At 44.5% G+C, this 26,136-nt stretch carries 22 protein-coding genes; 7 read left to right on the top strand and 15 right to left on the bottom strand.

Annotated features, from left to right (window positions below):
* Positions 1-329 precede the first annotated feature (329 nt).
* Together QT998_RS01820 and QT998_RS01815 are read left to right on the top strand one after the other, a co-directional pair.
* Positions 330-824 (top strand): hypothetical protein, encoded by a 495-nt coding sequence (locus QT998_RS01820; RefSeq protein ID WP_333217898.1) that lies wholly within the window; start codon positions 330-332, stop codon positions 822-824.
* Positions 825-1,384: 560 nt separating this feature from the next.
* Entirely contained in the window at positions 1,385-3,922 is a 2,538-nt protein-coding gene (locus tag QT998_RS01815) for a sensor histidine kinase (RefSeq protein ID WP_333113362.1), read from the top strand.
* A 392-nt stretch (positions 3,923-4,314) separates the two neighbouring features.
* On the opposite strand, the gene cobO is transcribed toward QT998_RS01815, so the two are convergent.
* The 9 genes from cobO to QT998_RS01770 form a co-directional block, all read right to left on the bottom strand.
* Positions 4,315-4,950, bottom strand: coding sequence for a cob(I)yrinic acid a,c-diamide adenosyltransferase (gene cobO, locus QT998_RS01810; RefSeq protein ID WP_194070840.1), 636 nt, complete (start codon positions 4,948-4,950; stop codon positions 4,315-4,317).
* Positions 4,951-5,098: 148 nt separating this feature from the next.
* A complete protein-coding gene (locus QT998_RS01805) occupies positions 5,099-5,677 on the bottom strand; it encodes a Uma2 family endonuclease (protein ID WP_194070839.1) in 579 nt (192 codons plus the stop codon).
* 88 nt (positions 5,678-5,765) lie between these two features.
* Positions 5,766-7,385, bottom strand: a complete 1,620-nt coding sequence (locus tag QT998_RS01800) for an alpha-amylase family protein (protein ID WP_333113364.1) — start codon at positions 7,383-7,385, stop codon at positions 5,766-5,768.
* A 324-nt stretch (positions 7,386-7,709) separates the two neighbouring features.
* The gene (locus QT998_RS01795) at positions 7,710-8,276 is read right to left on the bottom strand and encodes a DUF3611 family protein (RefSeq protein WP_333087723.1); all 567 of its coding nucleotides are present in this window, start codon (positions 8,274-8,276) and stop codon (positions 7,710-7,712) included.
* 385 nt (positions 8,277-8,661) lie between these two features.
* Positions 8,662-9,501 (bottom strand): hypothetical protein, encoded by an 840-nt coding sequence (locus QT998_RS01790; protein WP_333113366.1) that lies wholly within the window; start codon positions 9,499-9,501, stop codon positions 8,662-8,664.
* A gap of 84 nt (positions 9,502-9,585) precedes the next feature.
* Complete coding sequence (locus QT998_RS01785; RefSeq protein ID WP_333087719.1) at positions 9,586-10,206, bottom strand: hypothetical protein; 621 nt, start codon at positions 10,204-10,206, stop codon at positions 9,586-9,588.
* A gap of 92 nt (positions 10,207-10,298) precedes the next feature.
* Complete coding sequence (locus QT998_RS01780; protein WP_333113369.1) at positions 10,299-11,339, bottom strand: hypothetical protein; 1,041 nt, start codon at positions 11,337-11,339, stop codon at positions 10,299-10,301.
* A 235-nt stretch (positions 11,340-11,574) separates the two neighbouring features.
* On the bottom strand, positions 11,575-12,189 hold the full coding sequence (locus QT998_RS01775; RefSeq protein ID WP_333113371.1) for a hypothetical protein: 615 nt from the start codon (positions 12,187-12,189) through the stop codon (positions 11,575-11,577).
* A 60-nt stretch (positions 12,190-12,249) separates the two neighbouring features.
* A complete protein-coding gene (locus QT998_RS01770) occupies positions 12,250-13,101 on the bottom strand; it encodes a DUF1206 domain-containing protein (protein ID WP_333113372.1) in 852 nt (283 codons plus the stop codon).
* A 659-nt stretch (positions 13,102-13,760) separates the two neighbouring features.
* Here QT998_RS01770 and QT998_RS01765 point away from each other — a divergent pair.
* Positions 13,761-14,801, top strand: coding sequence for an AI-2E family transporter (locus QT998_RS01765; protein ID WP_333087712.1), 1,041 nt, complete (start codon positions 13,761-13,763; stop codon positions 14,799-14,801).
* Between the two features lie 263 nt (positions 14,802-15,064).
* Here the strand turns inward: QT998_RS01765 and QT998_RS01760 are convergent, their stop codons facing one another.
* The 3 genes from QT998_RS01760 to QT998_RS01750 are packed head-to-tail and all read right to left on the bottom strand — an operon-like array spanning position 15,065 to position 17,597.
* Positions 15,065-15,883, bottom strand: a complete 819-nt coding sequence (locus QT998_RS01760; RefSeq protein ID WP_333087711.1) for an ion transporter — start codon at positions 15,881-15,883, stop codon at positions 15,065-15,067.
* 8 nt (positions 15,884-15,891) lie between these two features.
* The gene (locus tag QT998_RS01755; RefSeq protein WP_333087710.1) at positions 15,892-17,016 is read right to left on the bottom strand and encodes a hypothetical protein; all 1,125 of its coding nucleotides are present in this window, start codon (positions 17,014-17,016) and stop codon (positions 15,892-15,894) included.
* Between the two features lie 14 nt (positions 17,017-17,030).
* Complete coding sequence (locus QT998_RS01750) at positions 17,031-17,597, bottom strand: SH3 domain-containing protein (protein ID WP_333087709.1); 567 nt, start codon at positions 17,595-17,597, stop codon at positions 17,031-17,033.
* A gap of 352 nt (positions 17,598-17,949) precedes the next feature.
* Between QT998_RS01750 and QT998_RS01745 the strand changes: the two genes are divergently transcribed.
* The 3 genes from QT998_RS01745 (at position 17,950) to rimM (ending at position 20,756) form a co-directional block, all read left to right on the top strand.
* Positions 17,950-19,224: a molybdopterin molybdotransferase MoeA gene (locus QT998_RS01745; protein WP_333087708.1), complete on the top strand. Its 1,275-nt coding sequence runs from the start codon at positions 17,950-17,952 to the stop codon at positions 19,222-19,224.
* Positions 19,225-19,294: 70 nt separating this feature from the next.
* A complete protein-coding gene (locus tag QT998_RS01740) occupies positions 19,295-19,927 on the top strand; it encodes a response regulator transcription factor (protein WP_333087705.1) in 633 nt (210 codons plus the stop codon).
* 187 nt (positions 19,928-20,114) lie between these two features.
* Complete coding sequence (rimM, locus tag QT998_RS01735; protein WP_333087704.1) at positions 20,115-20,756, top strand: ribosome maturation factor RimM; 642 nt, start codon at positions 20,115-20,117, stop codon at positions 20,754-20,756.
* 296 nt (positions 20,757-21,052) lie between these two features.
* Here the strand turns inward: rimM and QT998_RS01730 are convergent, their stop codons facing one another.
* A complete protein-coding gene (locus tag QT998_RS01730; protein WP_442921514.1) occupies positions 21,053-21,667 on the bottom strand; it encodes a phosphate-starvation-inducible PsiE family protein in 615 nt (204 codons plus the stop codon).
* A 392-nt stretch (positions 21,668-22,059) separates the two neighbouring features.
* Here QT998_RS01730 and QT998_RS01725 point away from each other — a divergent pair, with 392 nt between their 5' ends.
* On the top strand, positions 22,060-22,839 hold the full coding sequence (locus QT998_RS01725; RefSeq protein ID WP_333087702.1) for an ion transporter: 780 nt from the start codon (positions 22,060-22,062) through the stop codon (positions 22,837-22,839).
* 315 nt (positions 22,840-23,154) lie between these two features.
* Here the strand turns inward: QT998_RS01725 and QT998_RS01715 are convergent, their stop codons facing one another.
* Positions 23,155-24,531 (bottom strand): sensor histidine kinase, encoded by a 1,377-nt coding sequence (locus QT998_RS01715; RefSeq protein WP_333087700.1) that lies wholly within the window; start codon positions 24,529-24,531, stop codon positions 23,155-23,157.
* Positions 24,532-24,639: 108 nt separating this feature from the next.
* The gene (locus QT998_RS01710; RefSeq protein WP_333087699.1) at positions 24,640-25,995 is read right to left on the bottom strand and encodes a sensor histidine kinase; all 1,356 of its coding nucleotides are present in this window, start codon (positions 25,993-25,995) and stop codon (positions 24,640-24,642) included.
* Positions 25,996-26,136: the final 141 nt, after the last annotated feature.

Here is a 26,136-nt window from a genome sequence, read left to right as displayed (position 1 = left end):
TAGCAAGATAATTACTTATCTTCGAGGCAGACTCCCTGTGTCCCAAGGAGTAGAATTGTTGATTTTTTCACCCATCCATCAGCTCTTTTACGGCCTAGCGGGATATTGGGGCTATCAGTCAGAAACTGATAGGTGGTGTCTAGCCTTTATACAACGGAAAATTCGCCCACCACGGCTACTCTTATCATCCCCGCTTAGTTCGATCCTATCATGGATTCGCTATCGCTCAATTTGTTGGCTGCTCGTTTTCATCCCGTCACTCATCCTGTAAACGGATAGAGTGTGGGACTTCCCACTCGTATTAGTTAAAATTTTGGGGTAGAAGAGTGGTGTTAAATTATTTGATATTAACAAGCAGTGTAGAAGCTATTGCGATCGCCCTGGCCCTCTCGCCCGGTAACTTCAGCATCGGATTCGCCCTGCGCGAATTCCGACACTGGGAAATCAAATCCGGCGTTTCCATCTCGCAATCCCCCGCCAATCCCCACCCAGATACAGCATTCACAGGTTTAGCAGACGGTGTTTACCTCTACGGCCAGTCCAACAAGCCAGATGAAATTAAAAAAGAATATTTTGTCTTTGAAATGAGACAGAGTAAAGTAATTGGGGCTTTTTACCTGCCTCAGTCTGATTTTTACTGTTTTTACGGCAATGTAGACCGAACTCGGTTAAATTTAACAGTAGTGGACAGTTACGACGGCACTAGCTCTCCCTACTCCGTCAACCTGCAACATTATCAGCAACTTTCCGCCCCTAGCGACAACGACCGGCGAATTTTGGGTATTTGCAAGAAAGCTCACAAACAGCAAGTGTGGGGAAAATAATACTATTTTTCTAAAGATTTGGATCGCGGTATCGATTTGTTGCATTGTTTGAGGAAGTGCTATTAAAACTAGGGCGAAGCACCAATCTGCCTGCAGCAAAAACAATCTCGAAACCCAGTTTATTCCTAAATGCTTCGCGATCGAACCTGTTATTTTTGTCAGAAATCAGGCTTATTTAACGAATCCAAGCGCAATTTTTTTGCTCCATTGACTACAGCGAAGCGAAATAAGGCGCATTTTTTGAAGGCCAGAACCTAAACCCAACCTTTTTTCTGAGAATATTTTCCCGTTTGGCTAAGATATTGTTTCGCGACAAACCAGGCTCGATCGCCATGCCGGAAGTCAGCGGATGTTAGCTGTATACTGCTTAAGAAGGCATTGCTAGGGTGCGTCAGACAAAAAACAGGAAATACCGGAGAAAATGTAGGCCTCTGACGCACAGTCAAACTACAACACTCTCGGACGGCAGACTGCGCCACGCCATCCGTCAGGGTTCAGGAAACAGCAAGAAAATTGCTCCCGAACCCTGAATTTTAGACAGACACCACACACTCGGCAAGATGAAACTGCGTCGAAAAACACTATCAATAGTTGGCATTACCATCGCTGGGCTGACTAGCATTCTATATGCCGCCTCCTCAAGCATCCTTTTGAGCAGCCTTGTCAAAGCAGAAGAACAAGAAGCCACACAAGTTGTCAAGGGAGCGCTCAACGTGTTCGGCCAAACCGCCGATGATTTCAACTTGCGCTTTGCCGACTGGTCAGCCTGGGACGACAACTACGCTTTCATCCAAAACGGTAACAAAGAATTTATCGCCTCCAATTTGATTCCCGAAGGACTGGCTAATGTGAGAGTTAATATAGCCCTATTTGTCAATACTTCGGGCAAAATAGTTTACGGTACGGGTTTCGACAGCCAGAAGGTGAAACTAACCCCTGTTCCAGAAGCATTAAAAAAGCGCATTTCTCTCAGCGACCCGCTGTTGCAGCACCCCAACATCAAAAGCAGCCTCGCTGGTATTCTGCTGCTACCGTCAGGGCCGATACTGATTGCTTCCCGACCCATTGTCACTACAAAAAACACTGGCCCGATTCGAGGCACGCTGATATTCGGGCGCAATTTGGATGCTGCGGCAATTGCCAGGATTTCTAAAATTACTCGCTTGCCTCTGATTGTACGCACCGTTAATGAGGCTCAGTTACCTGCTGACTTTGTGGAAGCGCGGGAGAAACTGTCGGGGAAAAAACCGATTTTGGTGCGCCGTGTCAGCGAAGATTTGATGGCAGGTTACGCCCTGATCCGGGATATTTACGATCGACCCGCACTGCTGCTGCGAGTTGATATACCCAGAGAAATCTACCGCCAAGGTCAAATTAGTTTGCTGTACCTGCTGGTGTCTGTAACGTTAGCGGGCATTGGGTTTGTCGGCTGCACTCTGCTGTTGCTAGAGTATTTGGTGCTGTCTCCCTTGAGCGGTTTGGCTTCATCAGTGAACCGTGTCAGCAGCAGCCAAGACCTCTCGATGCGGCTGCAGGTGACGGGCGAAGACGAGTTGTCCGACCTTGCCCATACTATCAATGGAATGCTCGGGGCGATCGCCAGTGCCGAAAACGAACAACTAGAAGAAAAAGCCCGCTACCGAGCCGTAGTCGAGCAAGCTACAGATTGTATTTTCCTGTGGGACGCTCAAACCAAACGGCTTTTAGAAGCCAATACAGCATTTAGAAACTTGCTAGATTACAGCCTGGAAGCAATATCGCAACTGACTATTTACGATATCACCGCCTACTCCCAAGACCTAATTGACAGCAATATCGAGTCCCTGCTGACCGACAAAAAATTCAAAATGGGCGAAGTTCTCTACCAGCGCCGAGACGGTTCCTGCGTGGACGTAGAAGTGAGTGCCAGCGTGATTTCCTACGGAGGCCGCGAGATTATTTGCACTGTTGTCCGCGACATTACCGAGCGCAAACAAGCCGAAGCCGAACTGCGAGCCTCCGAAGAACGCTACAAACTTTTGTTTAAGCACAACCCCCATCCCATGTGGGTTTACGACTTAGAAACCCTCGAATTTATAGCCGTCAATCAAGCAGCTATCCACCACTACGGCTACACTCGCGAAGAATTTCTAGACATGACCGTTGCCGACATTTATCCTCCCCAAGAACTGCCAAGATGGCTACAAAATATATCCCAAGTAGATGCCGATATTGACTTTACCAGCCTGTGGCAGCACCAGAAAAAAGACGGCAGAATTATTGACGTAGAAATTACTTCTTATGCCTTGATATTTGATAGCAAAAATGCTGAATTAGTCATGGCTCACGACGTGACCGACCGCTTGCAAGCCGAGGCAGAACTGTACAAGGCCAAGGAAGCAGCAGAAGCAGCTAATTTGGCGAAAAGTCAGTTTTTAGCTAACATGAGCCACGAACTGCGAACTCCTCTAAATGCAATTATCGGCTACAGCGAAATTTTGCAAGAAGAGGCTTTAGATTTGGGCGAAGAAAATTTTATTTCTGACTTAACAAGAATTCATAATGCAGGCAATCATTTACTGGGATTGATTAATGATATTCTGGATTTATCGAAAATAGAAGCCGGTCACGCGGAACTTGAATTGACAACTTTTGACCTGTTCGACGCAGTTCAAGATATCGCCAAAACTGTTCAACCGCTATTTTTACGAAACACTAATCGTTTGAATATTGAGTGCCCTAATGATATTGGCGAATTGCATTCTGATAAAATTAAATTTACTCAAATTTTGTTTAACTTGCTCAGCAACGCCACTAAGTTTACCGAAAAAGGGACAATTACACTCAGCGTCGAAAAAATTAAAAATGATGAGAATAGTTGGGATGCTGAACGGTTTATTTTTAAGTGTACGGATACGGGAATTGGGATAACTCCCGAACAGCTACAAAAGTTATTTCAACCTTTTACACAAGCTGATGCTTCGACTACTCGCAAGTACGGAGGTACGGGTTTGGGTTTGGCAATAGCACAGAAATACTCTGAGATGTTGGGGGGAGAAATTACGGTGAATAGCGAGTTGGGCAAGGGTTCAACTTTTACTCTCATGTTGCCGGCATAGGATATATTTGATATTTGATATGAATTCCGGTTATACCGGAATGACTGTTGACTGTTGACTGTTGACTAGGGGGCGAAAAACTGAATGGTTGAGTGTTCTTTTGTTGCGGACACTAAGGAATAAAAATTTAATAACTTAAGCGATTGCTCGTTATATCGTTTCCGCTTGGATCGGAATGATTTAACCGGTGCTAGAACACAGAGTACACAGAGTCCGAGAATATATATCTGAATCATTCCGATGAAGAGAGGATTTGATATTACCAGGAAGAGCCTGGTAATGCAGATAGGCGAGGAAAAGCCTCCTTTGAGGAAGGCAACTTACAGGAGAGAGGACTGTAGGAGTTGTTTAAGTTATTAAGTTTTCGATCCTAAGACGCACTACGAACCATATTAATATTCAATACCTGCTTGAGCTTTAATCCCTTGTTCCCGAAATGGATGCTTGATTAAAGTCATTTCAGTAACCAAATCTGCCCGTTCAATTAATTCTGGGGGCGCGCCTCTACCTGTTAAAATAACATGAGTTTCTTCGGGTTTTTGTTCTAAGCCGGAGAGAACTTGCTCTACTTGCAAATAACCCAGTTTTAATGCTATATTAACTTCATCTAGCAGCACTAATTTAAATTCGCGATTGCAGATAAAAGTTAAGGCTTTATCCCAGGCTTTTTGAGCTGTTGCGATATCTCGATCGCGGTCTTGCGTGTCCCAGGTAAAACCTTCACCCATTGCATGAAATTCTAGCTGTTTTTCCCACATTTCAAAAACGGCTTTTTCTGCAGGTTCCCAAGCTCCTTTGATAAATTGTACTATGGCGACGCGGTATCCGTGACCGAGCGATCGCACAACCATGCCCAAAGCAGCCGTAGTTTTGCCTTTACCGTTGCCGGTATTGACAATTATCAAACCTTTGTCTTTAGCAGCGTTGGCAATTCGCTGCGCCTGCACTTCTTGGCGGCGCTGCATTTTCTGTTTGTGCTGTTCGGCTGTTAAACCAGTGGTTGTAGTTGTTTCTGTATTGGTTTCCATGAGATTGCTTTTTAACCGCAGATTAACGCAAATAAACGCTGATAGATTCAGGATGTCTAGTTATACCATTTTTCCTGAACATACAAATTTAGGGAATCTTCAAACTATTATCCAGTAAATCATCCCCGATCTAAAATCTAAAATCGTATTACGCCCAGATTGTTTGCAAGTTTAGCACGAAACCGGGCAAAATATCTTCTCCTGAAAGCTCTGCGGGACTTTCCAAAACTTCTGTTGCTTGTCCTTGGCGGTAGATTTCTACTCGGCGGGTTTTACGGTTGATTAACCAGCCTAATTTTACTTGATTTTTCATGTATTCTTGCATTTTGTCTTGAGTATCCTTGAGACTGTCAGTCGGGGACATTAACTCTAAGACAAAATCTGGGGCGATAGGAGGAAATTTTTGTTTTTGTTCGGGAGTCAGTGCATCCCATCTTTCTTTTTTTATCCAAGAGACATCGGGAGAACGATTTGCACCGCTGGGGAGTTTGAAACAAGTTGAAGAATCGAAACAAACTCCCAGTTTAGTTTGTCGGTTCCAAATCACAAAATCTGCATTAATTTCTGAATTGCTGTTTCCGGTTTCTCCTCCTGTGGGTGACATGACGATTATTTCTCCTTTGGCGTTGCGTTCAAATTTGACATCGGGGTTTTCGCGACACAGTTGATAAAATTGGTCGTCGGTGATTTGGGCGATCGCATCAAAATTAATGGTAACTGCTAGCATGGTATTATCTGTTGGTAAATCGGGTGGCATCAGCCGGGAAAATCCGCAAACTAATCCGAATATTGAACAATCAGGATTTGTCTAAGATTTAATTGACTCGGAACCAGCGATAGCCGTAAGCTTGTAAGGGAATACAGGGCGATCCGTCATCGAGAGATTCGTACAGGCGATCGCCAAATAAATCAATAAGATTGGTGTATTCGTTAGATTTGAGAGTAACCGTGCAAGGTTTGTCGGCTAGATTGTGGACGACAAGTAATGTCCTGCCTTCCCAGTGACAGCAGTGGGCAAAAACCCAAGAACAGTCGGTTTCCAAAATTTGCCATTTTCCCCTACCGAACTCAGGACATTGCTTGCGGATGCGGATTGCACGTTCGACCCAGTTAATTAATGAGTTAGGATCGCGCTGCGCTGCGGCGACATTGACTTGTTTATAACTGTATTCTCCGCTGGCGATCGCAGGTTTGGCAAGAGCATCAGTTGCAGCAGTCGAGAAGCCACCATTTGGAGAATCTGACCATTGCATCGCCGTGCGGACGCTGTTTCGACCTTCCAACGAAAGGTCATCTCCCATGCCAATTTCTTCGCCGTAGCGCAGCATTGGTGTACCGGGCAAAGTAAACAGCAAGCTGTAGATTAGTTCGATCCGGCAGCGGTCATTTCCCATCATCGGCGGTAAGCGGCGGCGAATCCCGCGCCCGAAAATTTGCATCCTTTCATCGGGGGCGAATGCGGCAAAAATTTCCTCTCGTTCGGATGAAGAAATGCGGTCTAGTGTCAGTTCATCGTGGTGGCGCACAAAATTCAGCCACTGACAAATATCAGGAATGTCCGGTAAGATTTTTAGTCCATCGCGCAGGGCTGTGGATTCTTGACGCGCTAGGGCCAAAAACAGATATTGGTTCAGCAAAAAGTTGAACAGGACGTGCATTCTGTCGCCCTTATCAAAGTAGACGTGAATGCGATCGGGCGCGACATTTGCTTCTGCCAGCAAAACTGCATCACTCTGACGTGATGACACAAATTCTCTCATTTCTTCCAAGAAACATCGCAGGTCTTCGGTGCTTGTACCTTCGGTGCCAGTTTCTTTAATTAAAAAGGGAACAGCATCAATGCGAAATCCAGACACGCCCAGTTCTAGCCAGAAACCCATAATTTTGCAGATTTCTTCTCGTACCGCCGAATTGGTAATATTCAAATCTGGCTGTTCTTTATAGAAGTGATGCAAATAGTAAGCGTTTGCTTGTTCGTCGTACTCCCAAATACTGTCCTCAGCATCGGGAAACACCAGCAACTCTGGATCAGTTTTGGGTGGATTTTCTGACCACACGTAGTAATTGCGATACTTGGAGTTTTTATCGCTTTTGGATGCCACAAACCAAGGATGCTGATGGGACGTATGATTTACTACTAGATCGATCAGCACGCGAATCCCTCGTTCCTTTGCTTGGTGCATGAACTCGACAAAATCTCCCAGGGTTCCCAGTCGCGGGTCAATGTTGTAGTAATCCATCACATCGTAACCGTTGTCGCGGTTAGGCGAAGGATAAAATGGCAACAACCACAAACAAGTAATTCCCAGTCCTGATAAATAATCTAGCTTGTTGGTAAGTCCCTGAAAGTCCCCTACACCATCCCCGTTCGAGTCCAGGAAGGTTTCAACATCAAGGGAGTAGACAATTGCGTCTTTATACCAGAGGTCTTTCATATTAGTTAGTTAAATTGAGATATTGCGCCTGTGGCAAAAACCGGGTTTTTGAACCAAAAATTAGCATCAAAACCTATATTTATGGTTCAAAAACCCGGTTATAAGTTTATTGAGAATGGTGCAAGATGTCCTATCCTGTCCGCTCGATTAATCATAGTAAGATTCGATCGCGCGTGCGGAATGCGAGTCGTTTGCATTTTACGGACTCCCATTCCGCACGCGCGAACCGTTTTGGTTGTGGTAATCGAGGGGACACGGTCTCAGTTGAATATACCACCATTTGTAAGTCCTGACGGCATAGGAGTTGTGTTTTTTGCTGCCCAACTACTCTTCTACCCAATTGAGTAACCCAAGAGAAGTAACAGCTCCAAAAAAGTGAGCGCCAATCATATTGACGTTTGACATCGTTACAAAAATATCTAGGGAACGAATCACATTTTCTGGCGTATTAGTTGCGAGCGCTTGTGGTTGAGCGAGCGTTTTTGCTAAAACTACACCCACTGTTGCTTCCGAAGCGAGAAACGCGAGCAGTAGCCCTACCAAACTAGAATTTAATCCAATTCGTAAGGCTTGAGTAATATCTTCTTTGCTGGGATAGAACTCGATATCGCCTCCTTGTAAACGTCTGCCTAAAAGTCGATATCTAAAATCCCAAAATATTCTAAAAGCAAGCAATACCACACCAACTATCGCTAAAACTATGCCGAACCCAATACCTGGATTATTGGGTTGCTCGCTCAGGTTGCGGCTCAACATGGCAAGTATTAAAGTAATACCGGAAACCGCACCAAACAATAACTGTACCCAGAAGCTAAATCGACTGAACCAACGAAAATTCTCGACGAATTTGCTTTGGAGCAGTGGTGGCGATACGGATTCTGATTGATTCATGATATACACCTTATTGCTGAATTGATAATTATCACAAACGAAACAAGGAAGAGGTTCTTTCGGTCGGTAGTCCGGGTGCAAGCCATCGCTCCTGGACGCATCAATGCCTTCAAGCCTTAGTTTTTTACTTAATCTTCGGGTAACAACCAATAATTTTAGTGCATCAAACCCGGTTTCTCATCATCCCGGAGTGATATCATGTCCGATCTATTACCCTCACAAAAAAGGTTCGTAGTGCGGACTGAAGTCAACACTACGAACCCGAGCGATCGGGCTTAATTGATCGCACACGATATGAGTCCTCTATTAGACTTCTCTTCTAAAATCCTCTAAAGAACAGGCTCAAATAGCCTGTTCCACAAGAGTTATTTGAGAGGTCTATTCATCAGTCAGGAATGGCTGAGGGATACACGCCTGTAGCAACTAGCACGGGTTTGTTGGTATACTCGGCTTCTAGCTTCTGCTTTAAGGTCAAATCCCATTGCAAATCGTATTCGCGATCGAGATCAGCGACAACAAACTGACGGAGCACACCGGTTACGGCAACTTTCTCGCCTTCTTTCACGCTTGGTTGTGGAACGGTGTGTATCACTAACAAATCTTCTCCGCCAATTAATTTGTCTTCATCCAAGGTGAACGAGTTTGGACTTTTGATGTCTTCGACTTCACCGCTTACCGCCAGGGTTTTGCCGTAGTATTTTTTGGGGTCTGAGGTGAGTTCCCCCGGTGTGGGGGCTAGCGCCATCGATTGTGCAACGATGGCAGGTTTACTTTCGTAATCGGCGTACAGGTTTGGCTCTAAGCCTAATTTGTACTCGCGCTCAATATCTGCAAGCACAAAGTTGCGAACAGTTCCCGTTACTTGAACTTCTTGACCTGATTCAGCCGGCAGCACAAAAGGCTTGCCGGTGGCATTGACAACCAAAATCGGTTCGCTGCCAAAAAACTCCTGATCGCTAACTGTAAAGGTCGATGGCCCCAATTTTTTGACTGGTTCGCTTCTGATGGTCACAGTTTTGCCAAGCAGTTGTGCTGTGTTATCAACCACATTCTCGGTTGTCGTGGCAACCGAACCGGGTGTTCCAGGTGCAGGTACAGGTGCCGTTGCTTGCCGCTGTGGGGTAGTACAACCCGGAAGCAGCATAGCTGCTAGTGCGAGTGCGATCGCACTTCGCCAAGCATTCGATAGTTTTTGAGTAGAATTGTTTAAACGATTATTAACCATTGAAAAACCTCCTAAATTTTTTTTGTTTATTTTGTTGATCAAGCTACAGAGTTTTTGCTCTTCAAAACCGGGTCTTTTGATTGGCTAATTCAAAAACACTTGACCGTCAGGTTGAATTCTTAAAACTCCTTGATTGCCATCAAAGTTACTCGTTTCATCTATTGAAACTTCTAGCATCCCTTTTTCAGAACTAGACATGGGTATAACTTTCAGCAGCCCTCCATCTGCGCGCACCATTGTGACTGTCACAGGCGTTGGTAGATTTTGCAGGATAATTTCTGCTCCGCGCGCTAGCATTCGGGATTCAGTATGCCCGATCGCCTGATAGGAAATCGAGGCATTTGTGCTGTTTGTTAATTTCACGCTCACCTCACCTGCTATTGGCATGACAGTGGCAATGGGAGTCTGTCTTGTTTCTGGCAAAGGTGGTTGCGTAACATTTGTTGGCCTCGCGGGAGGAACCATATTTTGACCCAACTCTTGCTGGTTCAATCTTTGACTTGCAGCATTCGACTGACATCCCTGGGGAACCCGAACATTACTGTTGTAAGGTTCTTCATAATAAATGCCAGGACAAGATTTGAGTGTAGAAAGAGGAGTTGCTGATGCAGCCAGAGGGATGATTGGCAGACCGATTAATAAAGTTCCAGAGATGAATTTTTGTAATATCCCTGGTGTTTTTTCCCAGCGATTGAGTTTATTCATCGATACCTCCTGATGGAATTTTTAAAATTTAGTCAGAGTTTGCCAGTTTTTTAGCGAGCAAATAGTCGCTGCAAATAGTCGCTGGTAACTGCTCAATTTTGAAACAGTACCAAAGTTTCTTCACTGGTGCGATCGCCGCTGTTAGAACTGAGGTTCACTTCGTATCTGGTTCCTGGTAGAGCAATGGTCGGATTAAAAGCAAAACTGAAGTTACCTTGTTCGTCCGCTTTAATTATGCGTTCGAGGATGTTTCGTTTAAACCCAAACAAACCTGCTACAGAAGAATTCGCCTGAACCTCGACATTAACTGTTGCATTTGGTGCGCTGCGGCCTTCTACTTTAACCGTCCCGCTGACGCGAGCATTTTCTTCGGGAGTGATAATTTCTAGAGGGATTTCGGCAGTCTCAACACTGGTATCATCGCCAGCAACTAGCTCTCGATCTAAACGGGAACGAATAACTTGATTCCCCGACTGCAAACTAGCAGTAACCGCTGCACCCGCAGGGGGGAAATAATCTTGCCTGCGGATCGTATATTCCCCTGTGTAAACGCCGTTGGATTCTTCCCGCATGGGGATGTTATAAGCAACTCCTTCAATGGAGAAATTAGCTGTAGCGTTAGGAGTGCCGAGCAATTTGAAACTGAGCGTGGTTCCCGGATCTAACTGCTGTACTGGTTGAGCACTGAACCGGTTAATAGACAAAGATTGAAAGCCACGATCGCTATAACCCGCAATTAGAGGTTGTTGCAAGCGGGTGCTACTGATGCGATCGCCTTGTTGCAAATTTGCCCGCACAACTGTATTTTCGGAAATTCGATCGCCCTCGCGAATCATGTAGCTTGCCTCGTAAACTCCCGGTTGAACCTCCCGCATCGGCAGATTTTGCACTGCATTTGGGATAGTCAACGTAGCTCTAGAATACGGGGCTCCTCGCAGCACGAAAAAGAGTTCTGTTCCCGGATCTAATCGCTGTACTGGATACGCGGTAAAACTGTCGATATCAGAGCCGACTACTCTTCGTTGAGCTACTTGGATCGAGGGTTTGGGACTAGCTTGGGCAATTTCCGGTAAATAAAGGGTTGAACCCAACATAACCAGTCCAATTGCCGTTGAAAATGATTTTATTTTCATAAAATCCTCCTAAATCGCAACAACCAACCTCTTGCAGTAACGTGAAAATTTAAATTAATTATTAAAAATTGACTTTGGCTAAAGGTCGATTGTCTGTGTTCTACATTCTCTCAAAACTTGTTGATCTCTCTACATTTAATCTCAACTCTCCAAAGCTTGCCATCTGTCGGAGGCAATAAGAAAATATCTATCTGATGAAAGATGATTGAAGAAAAAATGATGAATTTGCTTTGAGTTAAGTGCGATCGCTCGGACTATTGCCGATAGATGCTTGATTCCCCACTGTCGCGCTGGGGCGCATCCATTCTTGCAACGTCCATAAGCTAGTTAGGGCAGCTATTGCAGCTCCCACACTATCCATAATCAAATCAATAATCGTATCATTCAGACTCTCAATCACTTCGGTTGAGAGAACAATACCAGCCGTCCATTCGGCAACTTCCCACAAAGCACCAATCGCAATCCCAAAACTGGTTATTGTTAGCAAGTACAGCAGTTTATGGGTGCGAAAAATAGTCAGCATTGAACTGTATGCTAAAAAACTCAATGCTAAAGTCACGGCAAAAGTCGTGAAAGCATGAACAATTTCATCATAAGGTCCCGGTTGATAAAACAGCCCCAAAACCCAGCCTCCGGCGTTGAGTAAAGCAGCAAGCACAAACAGGAAATCAAACAGCGTTGGCAAATGATCTTCCCTCACCACAAACGCCAGGGATGCTACCAAGAATAAGGCTAACCCCAAGGCATTTTGCCATTTTCCCTGACTCAGAGCAGCTATTACTGCTATTGTTAATAACGCCTGTCCTACCCAAGCTGCAACTCGATACCCACGCCAGTTTGTAATTATCATGACTATCTTTCCGTCTTAACAGAAAAAAATTTATTAATTTTGTTGGGAGCGAACAGTTTATCAGTGCAGAATTTGTCGGTAACGAGCTTGAACTAATGAGTAGATGCCATAGGAAATCAAACCCAAAGCCACTAAACCGAGAATCCACGGGCCAAACGGATGTTGTTCCAGGGATGCCAGCACCTCACTAAATCCTTTAGCTTGACTGGCATCTGATTGCTTCGCAGCTTGAATCAAGAAAAAGCCGATGATAGTGAAGACAATGCCACGAGCCGCAATCCCCAGTCTACCCAGTCGCACGGCCCAAGTTTGCTCGTTGTTACTCATTTGAGTGAGCTTGAATTGCTGGCGGAATTTTCCCTTAAATGCTTTATAAAGGTAAGAGAAACCCACACCGATCGTCATTGCTCCCCCCAGCCCTACCAGCCATTGACCAAAAGGTTGAGATAAAAACCAAGCTGTCCAATCTTGAGTTGAATTGCCGCTGCTACCACCACCAGAACCGATAATTAATTTGACAGCAGTCACGGCCAAACCTGCATAAGCTAACCCACTAAAAGCGTAGCCAATGCGCGTCGCAATTCGCTTGGCATCCATTTTTTCGCCAGCGTGTTCTGGATCGAGAACGGTTTGAGCAATCCGCAAAAGGACGTACCCAATAATACCAATTGTCACCAAAAATAGCAGGAATTTTCCGAAGGGTTGGGAGACAATTGTTGCTAATGCACCTTTAGTATCGGTTGTTTTGCCACCAGATCCAAAAGCAGCTTGTGCGGCAAGAAAACCGATGATAAAGTAAACTAAGCCTTTGGCGGCATATCCGAGTCTTGCCAGTCGCTCGAACCAGGGATGAGAACTTGCGCGTCGGACAGGTTCTGTGATGCTATCGGTGGGTGAGTTGCGCCGTGTCATATTTTTCTACAATTTGGAATTAGTTGGGTATTCGAGCCGCCTATTCATAAATTTAGTGCGATCGCGCAGCGTGCCGGAGGCAGTTCGCTCGCCTGTGTTTGGTTGGTAAGAGGACAAGCAAAAAAGGGAAATTCTGAGTAAAAAAGGTTTTTTTGAAGGCAGATATAGTATTTGTATTTATTCCACTATGATTTTCTCCTGCTCAGAGAGTTTTGGCATCCCTCCAGGTAGGTAAATCAGTCAGGGCGATCGCCATCAAATAGCCTCTGTGGAAGATTAGCCCAGGATGGGACTGGCTCGGTACCGGCGATCGCCCCGTGCTTTTTAGTTAGTCGAATTATGCGCGCGATCTATCTGAGGTACGAGAATTTTTAAATTGAATGTAGGGGGAATATATCTTAAGTAAGATTTGAGGAAATCTGCTGGAATTCTGCACAATCTTTCCCATAGGTAGGTATGCTGTAGAAAATAGATTTCTCCAAAAAATATTTTCCAAGACAGACGGGACGGCTATCCCATAAGAGTTATCAGAGAAGTTTCATGAAAATTGCGCTGTCCAACTTGAGAACCTGGTTAAGCCCGATCGCGATCGCAGTTGTCTTTGGTTTAATCTCAGATATTGCACCGTTCCTGTATAACCGGTAGGAGGGGTTTATGTTATGGGTTTAGGAGAGTGGATCGGTTTTTTGGCTTTGATAGTCTCGCTCTATATTTTGTGGAAAATTAGAGCGGTCATTTTATTGTTTTTTACTGCCGTAATTTTAGCGATCGCTCTCAACCGTTTAGTGCGAAGATTGCAGCAGTCTGGTGCTAGGCGCGAACTGGCGATCGCTTTAACAGTTGGCATTGTACTGGTGATCTCATCTGTTTTTATTTTCCTGATATTCACGCGCCTCAGTTCTCAATTTGAACAGCTAACTAAACTTATCCCGCTAGGGATAGAAAAACTGCGATTGTGGATCGACTGGTTGCAAGCAAAAGTGCCGGAACCGGCCTTAAATAATATTCCCAATCTTGATAATTTGAGCCAACAACTCCAAACCCTTTCTCAGTGGATAATTTCCCATATCTATCTATTTTTATCCAACTCCCTCAGTTTAGTAATTAATTTCTTGTTAATTACCGTTTTGACAATTATGCTTGTGGTAAATCCCGTGCCGTACCGCCAAGTAATAATCAGGCTGTTTCCCGCTTTTTACCGCCAGCGAGTCGATGAAATTCTGACTGAATGTGAAAAAAATTTAATGGGCTGGTTGGCGGGAATTGCATTCAGCATGAGTTTTATTGGGATTGCGAGCACTGTGGGTCTGTTTCTCTTGCAAGTGCAACTGCCTTTTGTTAACGGATTTTTAGCATTTTTATTAGCTTTAATTCCTTATGTTGGCGCGATTTTGAGTGTCGTTCCACCCATGTTGCTAGCTTTGTTAGATTCTCCAGGAAAAGCAGGTGCCGTATTGTTACTTTATTTGGTAATTCAACAAATAGAAGGCAATTTTATTACACCTATAATCATGGAAAAGCAAGTGTCCCTGCTCCCGGCATACACCTTAGCTTTGTTGGGAGCATTTGGTTCTTTATTGGGGTTTTTAGGATTATTGCTAGCGCTTCCAATCCTAATTGTTGCTCAAACTTGGGTTAAAGAAGTTGTAATCAAAGATATATTAGATCGCTGGGAAACCGCTCCCTCGCGGAAACCATGAAATGATGTTATATTATACAAAATTTGGGTTTTGGAGATTCTTTGCGAAGCAGTAGGTTCAGGCCGAAATCGTTTTTTTAGATGCGGTTGCAACCGCCCAATCATCTTGAAAGTCCTGATTGTAATTATCCGGTTTCCTACACCCTCTTGATATGTATAGCAATCCTAAATCATTTGTGAATTTCTTACTCCTTCCCTTAATAAGGCGAGGGTTGGGGTGGGGTGAAAAACTTTACGATTCCTGCAAGGACTGCTATATCTGATTCAAGAATTTGAGTTCTGATGCAGTAATTGCTGAATATCCGTCCGCAAGGCAGCAATTTCAGCGCTCAGGGCTGCAATTGACTTTGCTCCTGCTAATTCGGCTTCCTCATCCTCTGCATCGCGACCGATAAAAAATGTGGCGATTGTCGCAGTTACATAACCAAAAACTGCAAAAGCATAAAGTGCCAAAACAAGGCAAAGTATGCGGCCTTCAGGCGTTTTTGGCCAATATTCCGAACCCAATGTCATCATCAACATTGCCGTCCACCACAAAGCAGTGGCGTAATTATTTAAACCGGAGGAACTGTCGCCGACATCTTTTTCAAACGCATACATCCCCGCTGCGCCTACCAAGGTAATAATTATTGTTAGTCCTACAACATAACCAAATCCCCTGCGTTGAACACTTGCAGCTAAGGCCCGCATCCCTCGATTGGTACGAGTCATGACTCGCAACAACTGCAAACTTCGGACAGCCCGTGCTGTCTTAAATGCTCGGAAAATTCGGATAAATCGAAAGGTACGCAAAGCAGGTAACAGCAGAGAAAAAACTGCGATCCAATTGCTTTTGATATAGGAAATTTTGCGCGGTGCAATGGCGAGTTTAAGTATAAAATCTGCAATAAAAATCGCCCAAATTGTATTGCTGGCGAATTCTAAAAACGGGTTTAATTCCCAAATTAATTCAACTATAAATAGAGCTAGCCACACAAATGACAGCACCAGCATGGGAGTTTCCAGCCAATCTTCTAGCTGCTGTAAAATCTCGCTGCGCTCTTGTTCTAGGGCTGGTTTTTCTGCAAGGTTTGGGTCGCTCATAGGTTAAGTCACCGATCCAGAGCGTCGATTTTTTGCGATCGGCTTTGGCGATCGGCGATCGCACCGAGGACTCTCTGTTCTGGTTCGGAGACTTCCCCGCTACTTTGGGCAATGCGACGGCATTGAGCTAATAGCGGTACGGCAAAGTCGGGGTTGAGTTGCTCTAACAAGGCATCTAATGGTTCGGGCGATTTAATATTAGTAGCAATCGTATTCAGAGAATGGGCATTTAATTGCAACACCTTCAATCCTGGCAAAATATCTTCCCAGTTTTTGTTGGGATAACTTGCTAGAATCATGTGCACAATAATTTGATCCATAACTGCTTGTTGGGCGATCGCCACATCGAGATATTCTTCGCTTTGTTGCTGAATTGCTTGCAGCGTTTCGGTTGCAGGTTTATCAGCATCTTCCCTCAATTTGGCTTCATAAAACTCGCGCGCCGCATATCCCAGCGCGTACAGCATCGTAGCATTCGTACTCGCACCAATCATCGCACCTGCCAGCGGTACGTTGCGTAAAAAACCCAAACCTGCTTTCATGGCGTTGCTACCGCCCAGCGCCAACCCAAAAATTGCCAAAACCTCGCCTTTTCGCCCTGGATCTTGCAAATCCATCCCATAAGCGGCAGCAATTTCATAAACCATTTCAGTTTGAATCGCAGTAGTCGCGACTAAATCGATCGCCAACAGTGCAGCCGCGACACCGGGTAAAAGGCTGCTAGCAAGTCCGACACCACCTGCTTGGATCGCTTTTTGCACCATGATGCGATGGGCAATTTCGCTGGAATTTTCCTTGGGATACTGTTGTTGAAGTTGCTTGACTTCCGCTTCGGCTTTGGCCAAATCGACGCGCGAGGTAACTCCAACTAACCAATCAACCCTGAACACACCTGCAACTTGTCTGACAAAAGGAAGATTCCCAACAAAAGTCACAACTTGTCCGGTTCCCTGCGTTGCGTGTCCAATTAATCGATAAGTTTGTTTAGCAGCAGCTTCCCCCAAATCAACTGCCGTATCAACAACCGCTTTGCCTGCATTCAGTGCAGATTCTGCTGTCTCAGCAACCACATTTAACAAACTAGACTTTGGCTGCAAATCAGTTTTTTCTTCTGGGTTTGATTGGTCATTCATCACTGTTTTTTCAATTAACGACAATATGCCAGGTTTTCAGATTGGACGTAGCCTTTCAGAGGTACTGTAATAGGCACCCAACCATCGCTTCCTAAACTTTCAATCGTCACTCTTCGTCCGTTCGCAATGAAACCAGCCGTTTCCCCCTCGCTCGAAGGTGTTTGATGTACGTTAATTCCTCTGACGGCTGCAACTAAGCGGCAGTCAGTAGGAGGCGGAGTATTTGCAGTTTCGCACTCCCCGAGAAAACCACCGTATACGTAGCCTTTTAGCGGTGCTGTAATTGGCACCCAACCATTCTCACCCAGACTTTGAATTGTCACAGTTCTGCCGGAGCCGATGATGCCAACTGCTTGGCTATTACTGTTCGCTTCTTGGCGCACGTTAAGACCGTTACTAGCAATTACCTGGCGACAGCTATCGGGTATTTGTGCTAGTAAATATTGATTTGTATTTTGAAGTTTAACGTTTTGAGTTTGATTGGTCTCGTTAGCAAACGCCGGAGCAACTAAAACCGTTGCACTCAACAATAACGAACTTGTTAAACTTGTATATTTTTTCCAGCTTCCATTCTGTTTCATCACTTTATCTCAGTTTTAACTCTTTATGTCAACAGCCTATCTCAAATTTTGATTTTGCTCATCTGCTTAAAGCATGAATAAAGAATCACTCGCAAGACATAAAAAAGTTATATTTGCTGCCGTGCTGGTCAGATTTTCAAGGTCGATCGCCGGTAATCAAGCATAAACGCGCGGTTTACGATCGCCCACAGCATCAATCATTGCCACTGCCAAACTCAGCAAAGAGCCAGTCCTCTACGCAGCTAATAGCTTATGTGCACACTGCACACTTGACCGATATGGGTAGTTTGTCAAAGTATTTTTTGCGTGCAGGACTGTTAAAATAATCGCAGAGCGATCGCAGGAAACAGTCATGCTGTCAGTAAAAGAAGCAGAATCGATAATACTAAATTTGGCGCAATCTCCCGACAGTCAGCGGGATGTAGAAACAGTAGACTTGCTGGCAGCATCGGGGCGAATCTTGGCCGCGCCTGTGACAAGTTCCCTCGATTTTCCTTATTGGGACAATTCGGCAATGGATGGATATGCCGTGCGGTTTGCCGATGTGGAAAATTGCAGCGCCGAAAAACCAGCGGTGCTCGAAGTAGTTGAGGAGATTCCAGCGGGATATCTGCCTCAAATTACGGTGCAGCCGGGCCAAGCGGCGCGAATTTTTACCGGGGCTATGATGCCGGATGGTGCTGATACGGTGGTAATGCAGGAAGAAACGAGGCGTGAGGGCGATCGTATTTTTGTCTTAGTTACTCCTGAAAAACCGCAAGCTTTTGTCAGGCACAAAGGCGCTTTTTATCAAGCAGAAACAACTTTGATGGATCGCGGTACTGCTATCAATGCACCAGAAATAGCAGTGTTAGCAACTGCACAGTGCATTAAAGTTCCCGTTTACAAGCGCGTGCGCGTCGCTATTTTTTCTACTGGTGACGAATTGGTATCGCCGGACAAACCTTTGAGTCCTGGGAAACTGGTAGACTCGAATCAGTATGCTTTGTCTGTTTTGTTGGCGCAAATGGGATGTGAGCCGATCGGATTGGGGATAATTCCCGATCGCGAAGATGCGCTACAAAAGGCGATCGCCCAGGCTGTTTCGACAGCGGATGTGGTGCTTTCTACAGGCGGTGTCTCGGTAGGAGACTACGATTATGTAGAGAAAATTTTGGCAGATTTAGGAGGTAAAATTCACATTCAGGCTGTGGCGATTAAACCGGGAAAACCCTTAACCGTTGCTGCGTTTAAACGAGGTGAAACAAAATCTGATGCGCCGATTTCGAGTTTGGATTGTCTCTATTTTGGTTTGCCCGGAAATCCGGTTTCAGCTTTAGTCTGCTGTTGGCGGTTTGTTGTGCCTGCTTTGAGAAAGATGTCGGGGCTCGGTGCGGATGCTTGGGGGCCGGAGTTTGTCAAGGCTAGGTGTAATGTGGAATTGCGATCGATCGGCAAGCGCGAAACTTATGTTTGGGGTAAACTACATTTAGTGGCGGGAGTCTGGGAATTTGAACCAGCTAGCGGCAGCCAAAATTCAGCGAATTTAATTAACCTTGCTAATACAACTGGTTTAGCAGTTTTGCCAGCAGCAGAAACCTGGATTCCCCCAGGCGAATTTGTTAAAGTTTTAAAAGTTAGTCATTAGTCATTAGTTAGTAGTTAGTAGTTGGTAGTTAGTAGTTATTAATCTTCCATATTCCTTCCTGATTCATATTATGAGAATTTTAATTGTTGAAGACGATCCGATGATGCAACTGGGATTAGAGCAAGTATTAGCAGATTCGCCAGAAATAGAAATAGTAGGGCAAGCAGAAGACGGGTATTTAGGAGTAGCTGCTGCACTGAAACTCAAGCCTGATATTATTGTTATGGATATCGGTTTGCCCAGGCTAGACGGCATAGCAGCCACTCAAAAAATTAAATCACAAATGCCGGAAGTTCGAGTGGTAATGTTAACTTCTCACACAGCAGAAATTGAAATTATTGCAGCACTTTCTAGCGGTGCTGATGCTTATTGTATTAAAGGTGCTTCCGTAGACAGGCTGTTAGCGGCGATCGCAGCGGCAGCAGAGGGGGCTACATACCTTGACCCTCAAATTGCCCGCACTGTGATCGAGCATCTCAAACCGCCGACACCAGCCTCTACAGCTACTTTTGGTCAGTTGTCGCAGCGGGAGTTGGAGGTATTAAAGTTAATGGTGGAAGGTAACAGCAATCCAGAGATAGCAGCGGCACTTTACTTGAGTCCAAATACTATTAAAACTCACGTTCGCGGTATTATGAATAAGTTGGCTGTGGATGACCGCGTGCAAGCGGCAGTTGTAGCCCTGAGAACCGGGTTGGTTTAAAGAAGTCAGCAGTCAGGAGTCAGCAGTCATTAGTTATTGGTTATCGGTTATTGGTTATTGGTTAGTTCCTATTCCCACTGCCCTGCGCGGGCCAATTCCCTGCGCGGGCCCAATTCCCAATTCCCAATTCCCAATTCCCAATTCCCAATTCCCAATTCCCAATTAATTCCTAATTCCCAAAAAGTTTATGTCAGAGTGGATAGAAATCGGTACAATTGTAGCAGCTCAAGGTTTGGACGGGGAAGTGCGAGTCTATCCCGATTCAGATTTCCCGGAGAGATTTATCGAACCGGGGAAGCGGTGGCTTTTGCGCCCTAACAAAAGTGAACCGGAACCGATCGAGTTTTTGGGAGGTCGCTACATACCGGGCAAAGGCTTGTATGCTGTAGAGGTGGAGGGCGTGGAAGACCGCGATAGTGCCGAGGCGCTGCGGGGCTGTAAGTTGTTTGTAGAAAAGACCGATCGACCTTACCTCGAACCTGATGAGTTTTACGTGCAAGATTTGATCGGTATGGAAGTTTTTAACCAATTAACCGGGGAAATTTTAGGCAAAGTAAGTGATATTCTTGCCGCAGGTAACGACTTGTTAGAAGTAGAAACAAATCTAACGCTGCCAGAAATTGTCGTCCCAGAACTAGAAAAGCCCAAAAAAGCTGAAATTCCCAAAACAAACCCTGATCCCAGAAATACCCGCAAACCACGGAAAATCCGCGTCAAACAGCCCAAATCTACAAAAGTTTTGATTCCTTTCGTGCAAGAGATTGTGCCAGTTGTTGACTTAGAAAAAGGCCGAATTGAAATTGTGCCTCCCGCTGGTTTGTTAGACTAATATCAAAATATTTTGGTGCGTCGTTAACGAAATTTTCACCACTATTTGATTGGCGAGAAGCGACGCACCAAACCACATGGGCTGGCTGATTGACCCCGACAAAGAATTGATCTTTGTCTACCGAAGCGATCGCACCATTGCCGTATTCGATCGACCCCAAGACAAACTTCCCGTTCCAGACTTCGCCACTGCCCTTGAGTTCACCGTCTGCCAAATCTTCAAATTGGCTATAAAACTAAAATTCAATACGCGATTGTTAAAACTGTTCGAGAGGTCGAATACTCTCTATCTAGATATTAAGTATCGTGTCTATTATTGCTATATCGCACGATTAAATAACTAATTGAAAGGGCCAAAATTGCCGTCGATAGACCTATCAAATCTGCTGCTGTTTTTTTTTCTAAGTCCAGAATAATTATTTTTCGAGATACGGCTATTAAAGAAGTTACAATAACTAGCTCTACTTGAATTACGTGCTTTTTTAGATAAGCTGTAATGTTTTCCAAGATTTCCAGAGCAATTAAAACATTTAAAAACAGCCCAAATATGACAAACAACGTGTCTTTTAGTAAAGGATTGTCGTTGTTAAACAACTCTTTTGCTAAATAAATCAGCAAATCGCAAACGCTGACGATAATTACCACAATCATCGCCAGTGAGAGAATTTTCGATATTATTACTTCTACACTTTCTGTAAAATGCAGAAAATTTTTCTCGCTGTCAAACTGAGAAATTCGCCTAAAAATTTTTTTCAGCATACCAGTTATATCATGTGCATTGAATTGCCAGCGATCGAACTCTGTGCCGTGTTGGGGCGGGTTGATGTAGCCCGATCGCCCACCGTCCCTCCCCAGGGGACAAGAAATTGCTCTTGCGCCAACCCCTAATTCCCTACAACCAGGGAGATGCAAGGAGCTCTCCTGGCAAGAAACAGCGTTAACCCAAGTGTATTGGTATATAGATTGTGTGTCTGAATTATATATTATTTTTGAACCAGCCCCTACGGGAATTATATTAAATCAGGTTTTAATACCCCGTAGATTCTTCAGTCGCCCTCCGGCGGATATCGTTTGACGCTTAGGCGATTTCCGTCGCCTTTCGATACTTTAAAGGAGTAGGTTGGGGCGGCGGGTTTACAGGATTTCTCGTTTGTATTGCTGCATACATTCGTGAACCAGCCCCTAGGGGAATTATCCTAAAGCCGGCTTTAATACCCCGTTTCCTTTTCAGTCGCCCTCCGGCGCGCACATCCTTTGACGCTGAGTATTTCAATCGCCGAGTCCTGCTAAAATACAGATTATTTATGTTAAATCGCAAACAAATTGCATTTTATTTAGAAGACATTGAAACGCCCCCAGGGAGAACCGTCAGTTTAATTATTACCGGACTCATTCTCCTATCTACTGCCAGCTTTATCGCAGAAACTTACCCGATTTCCGAATTAGTTAGAACTCGATTGGCAACTCTCGATACCGCTCTTTTAGTCGTTTTCACTGTTGAATATTTAGTGCGGCTGTGGTGCGCCGATCATAAATTTAAGTTTATTTTTAGTTTTTTTTCAATAGTCGATTTGCTGGCAATATTACCATTTTTACTGGGATTTGTCAATGTCAGTTTTATTCGGATTTTTCGCTGGTTTAGAATTCTCCGACTCATCCGCTTTCTGGAATTAAAAAATTCGGTTTTTCGCATCAGCACCGAAGATGGGGTGATTTTTTCCCGGATTGTGTTTACTTTACTGGCGATAATTTTTGTTTATTCTGGTTTGATTTATCAAGTCGAACATTCGGAAAATCCCGCAGCTTTTGGCACTTTTTTAGATGCTGTTTATTTTTCGGTTGTCACGATGACTACAGTAGGATTTGGCGATGTTACTCCGATTTCAGAATCCGGCCGTTTTCTAACTATTTTGATGATTTTGACGGGAATTGCTCTGATTCCTTGGCAGTTGGGGGATTTGATTAAACAGTTAGTTAAAAGTGCTAATCAAGTAGAGATTGTTTGTAAGGGTTGCGGTTGGTTAGTACATGATGCTAATGCTAAATTCTGTAAAATGTGTGGCACTCAGTTGGATAATGGTTGACTGTTGGCTGTTGTTAGTAGTTATTTGTTAGTAGTTATTTGTTAGTAGTTATTTGTTAGTAGTTATTTGTTAGTGGTTATTTGTTAGTGGTTATTTGTTAGCTGCAACCAATAACTAATAACTAACAACCAACAAGCAATAACCAATCACCAATAACCAACAACCAACAACCAACAACCAACAACCAACAACCAACAACCAACAACCAACAACCAATCACCAATAACCAATCACCAATAACCAATCACCAATCACCAATAACCAATAACCAATAACCAATAACCAATAACCAATAACCAATAACCAATAACTTCTTTAAGCTAAAGGTAACAAGATTTCAAATTCGGTACCTGTTCCTAATTCCGATCGCATTCTGAATGCGCCGCCGTGTTTGCCCGTCACGATTTGATAGCTAACTGCTAAGCTGGTTTCTTTGAGGGCGCGTTTTTCGGCAGAGAATGATTCTATGATTCTTTTGTATTTGTGAGGTGACATTCCCGGCCCGTTATCTGCTATGCGAATCGAAACCCAGCGATCGTGAAGTTGGTTCAAGTCGCTCGCAGGTTCGGGACAGCCCACTTCAGTTGTAATTTCAATTTGAGGCTGGCGATCGCCCTCTCTGATTCCTCCACCCTTGAACTCCTTCGCCAATTCTTGACCGACTGCTTCGTTAATTAATGTATGAATAGCATTGGTCAAGATATTCATAAATACTTGGTTGAGCTGTCCTGCATAGCACGGTACCGGCGGCAGGTAGCCGTAGTTTTTTACTACTTTTATTTCCCTGGTCAAACGACTTTTGAGCAGCAAGAGTATGCTGTCTATATTGGCGTGCAAGTCGGTCGGTTTGGGATAAATATCGTCGATGTGGCAGAAATTTTGCAAACTGGTTGCTAACTTACTCAAACGTTCGGCTCCGGCTTTGATGCTGGCCACAGTTCGCAGGAAATCGTTTTGCAAAAAGTCATAGTCTATCTTTTCTTTGAGCCGTGCTATTTCCGGCGGTTGTTCGGTACAGTGCGCGTCGTAAACTAAGAGCAACTCCATCAAGTTTTTGCTGTAGTCGCTGACGTAGGTTAAATTCCCCCAAATAAAGCCCACCGGATCTAAAATTTCGTGGGCTACTCCGTTGACTAAACGGCCTAAACTAGCCATTTTTTCGCTTTGAATCATTTGAGTTTGGGCTCTTTCGTAGCGGACTTGAGTTTCTATGCCGCGAATTTGCCAGTAGGCGATGTTTAGTGCGTGAGGGTCTAAGAGTCGGTAAGATTGGGAGTCTATTTGGACGACGATTGGTTCTGACTGCAATTCGGGCGATCGGCGCAAAGCTTGTGGAGCTCCCGCCAAAATGGTTGTACTCTCTGCGAGCAATAATATTTCGACGCGAGCGTAACTGTAGAGCACTTTCAGCGGCAGGTGCAAAAATAGCTCAGGGCCTTGGGGTTTGAGCAGATATTCCAGCAGTTGTCTGCGCGAGATCATGCCCGCAAACTCTCCTGCTTCGATCAAGACGACTCCCGGCACCAGAGGATGCCGTTCAAAGATTTCGGCAACTGTCACGGCCAAGCAGCTCGATTTTACCTGAAATTCATACAGGGGCAAATCCCAGAGGGTAGACTCTAGTGAAAGGTCTTGATGGCTGCCTTCGGAAAGTGAAGGGCTTTGTAGTTTGGAACTGAATGTATTTGCCACTGGAACTTTATAATTGCCGAAATGCTGGAAAAGTCAAATGAGAACTCACTACTAAGGTAGCCTATCATTTCACCGCAGCAGCGAACCAGAAAACTGTTTTTGAGTTAATCATGTTTTGCGAACTATTGGCAGGAGAATTTCAAATTTGGTGTTCTGGCCTGGTTGCGATCGCAAAAAAAGTTGGCCGCCGTGCTTTTCTGTGACGATTTGATGGCAGATAGCCAGTCCCATACCGCTGCCTTTCCCTGCCGGTTTTGTGGTAAAAAAGGTATCAAATATTTGCTGATGATGTTCTGGGGCAATGCCCGGCCCGTTATCAGCAATCTCAATTGCTACCTGCAGGCCCTGTTCAGTTTCTCTGACATTAGTGGTAATTTCGATTTGGGGCTGCCAGTTATCCGCGCACTCGGTCTGTATTTCTCTATTTGCTGCGTACTCTGTCAGGGCATCTATAGCATTAACTAACAAATTCAAAAACACCTGACTCAACTGACCGGAGTAGCCACTAACTAGGGGCAGTTCGCCGTAAATCTTTACCACTCTTATGCTATTCTTCAAGCGGTTTTTGAGAATTAACAGCGTCATATCCACGCATTCGTGAATGTCTGTCTCCATTGGCTTTGTCTCGTCCATATGAGAAAAGTGGTGCAGCCCGTTCACTATTTTTAGCAATTGCGAGGCTCCCAACTCCATCCCTTCTAAGGTGATCGGCAAATCTTCTTGTAAAAAATCAAACTCAATTTCTTCTTTGAGGGCATTAATTCGGGGAGAGGGTTCCGAATATTCCTCTTCATAAGCTGACATTAGTTGCAGCAAATTTTCAAAATAGGACAGCAGAAAAGTCAAATTTCCCCAAATACTGTTCAGCGGATTTCTAATTTCGTGGGCTACTTCTGCGACAATTCTCCCCAGACTCGCCATTTTTTCGGTTTGAATGAGTTTCGCTTGGGTTTGTTTCTTGAGCAGCTTATTTGTTAGTTGGTGAATTCGGGATTGAGCCACCATTAATTGGTGTGAGTCTAACAATTTGTAAGTCTGGGGTGCTACTTCCACTACTACGGGTTCGTAGACTAATTCTGCTAACCTGTAAAGAGATTCCGAGGCGGCTTCTACTATTAATTTACTACCGGGAAGCACCAGCAGCTCTTGCTTGGAAAACCTGTACAATACCTCTATCGGTCGCTTAAAAAACATTTCTAACCCGTAGCGCCTGTTAATTTTTTCATAAAAATAACGCCTGGATATCATGCCGACAAAATTACCCCGCTCGGTCAAAATGACGCCGGGAAGCATGGAATTTCCTTCAAAAGCCTGGGCTACTTCTTTTGCCTGTTGGGTTAAGTCAATTTGACAGTGGTAGAGAGGCAAATCTAGGAGAGTTGATTCTAAGGATATATCCCAACTACAAATTTCATTGATATGCAAAACGGATAACTCCGAGTTTGTTTCATGCACAGCAAACATAGATGAAACCCCTGTTAAATTTTGTATTGATGGATAAGTTAAGTTGCTATTAATGGCTAACGGGTAATTGCTAGTTTGTCAAATTTCAACAGCACCCAACGGGAAAACCCGATCGCAATAGCATGGTCTGCTAAGGATTTT

This window comes from Microcoleus sp. S1D4, assembly GCF_036700765.1.
Taxonomy (GTDB): Bacteria; Cyanobacteriota; Cyanobacteriia; order Cyanobacteriales; family Microcoleaceae; genus Microcoleus.
Note: the sequence above shows the minus strand (reverse complement) of the source record. Positions and strands in the feature narration are given on the sequence as shown.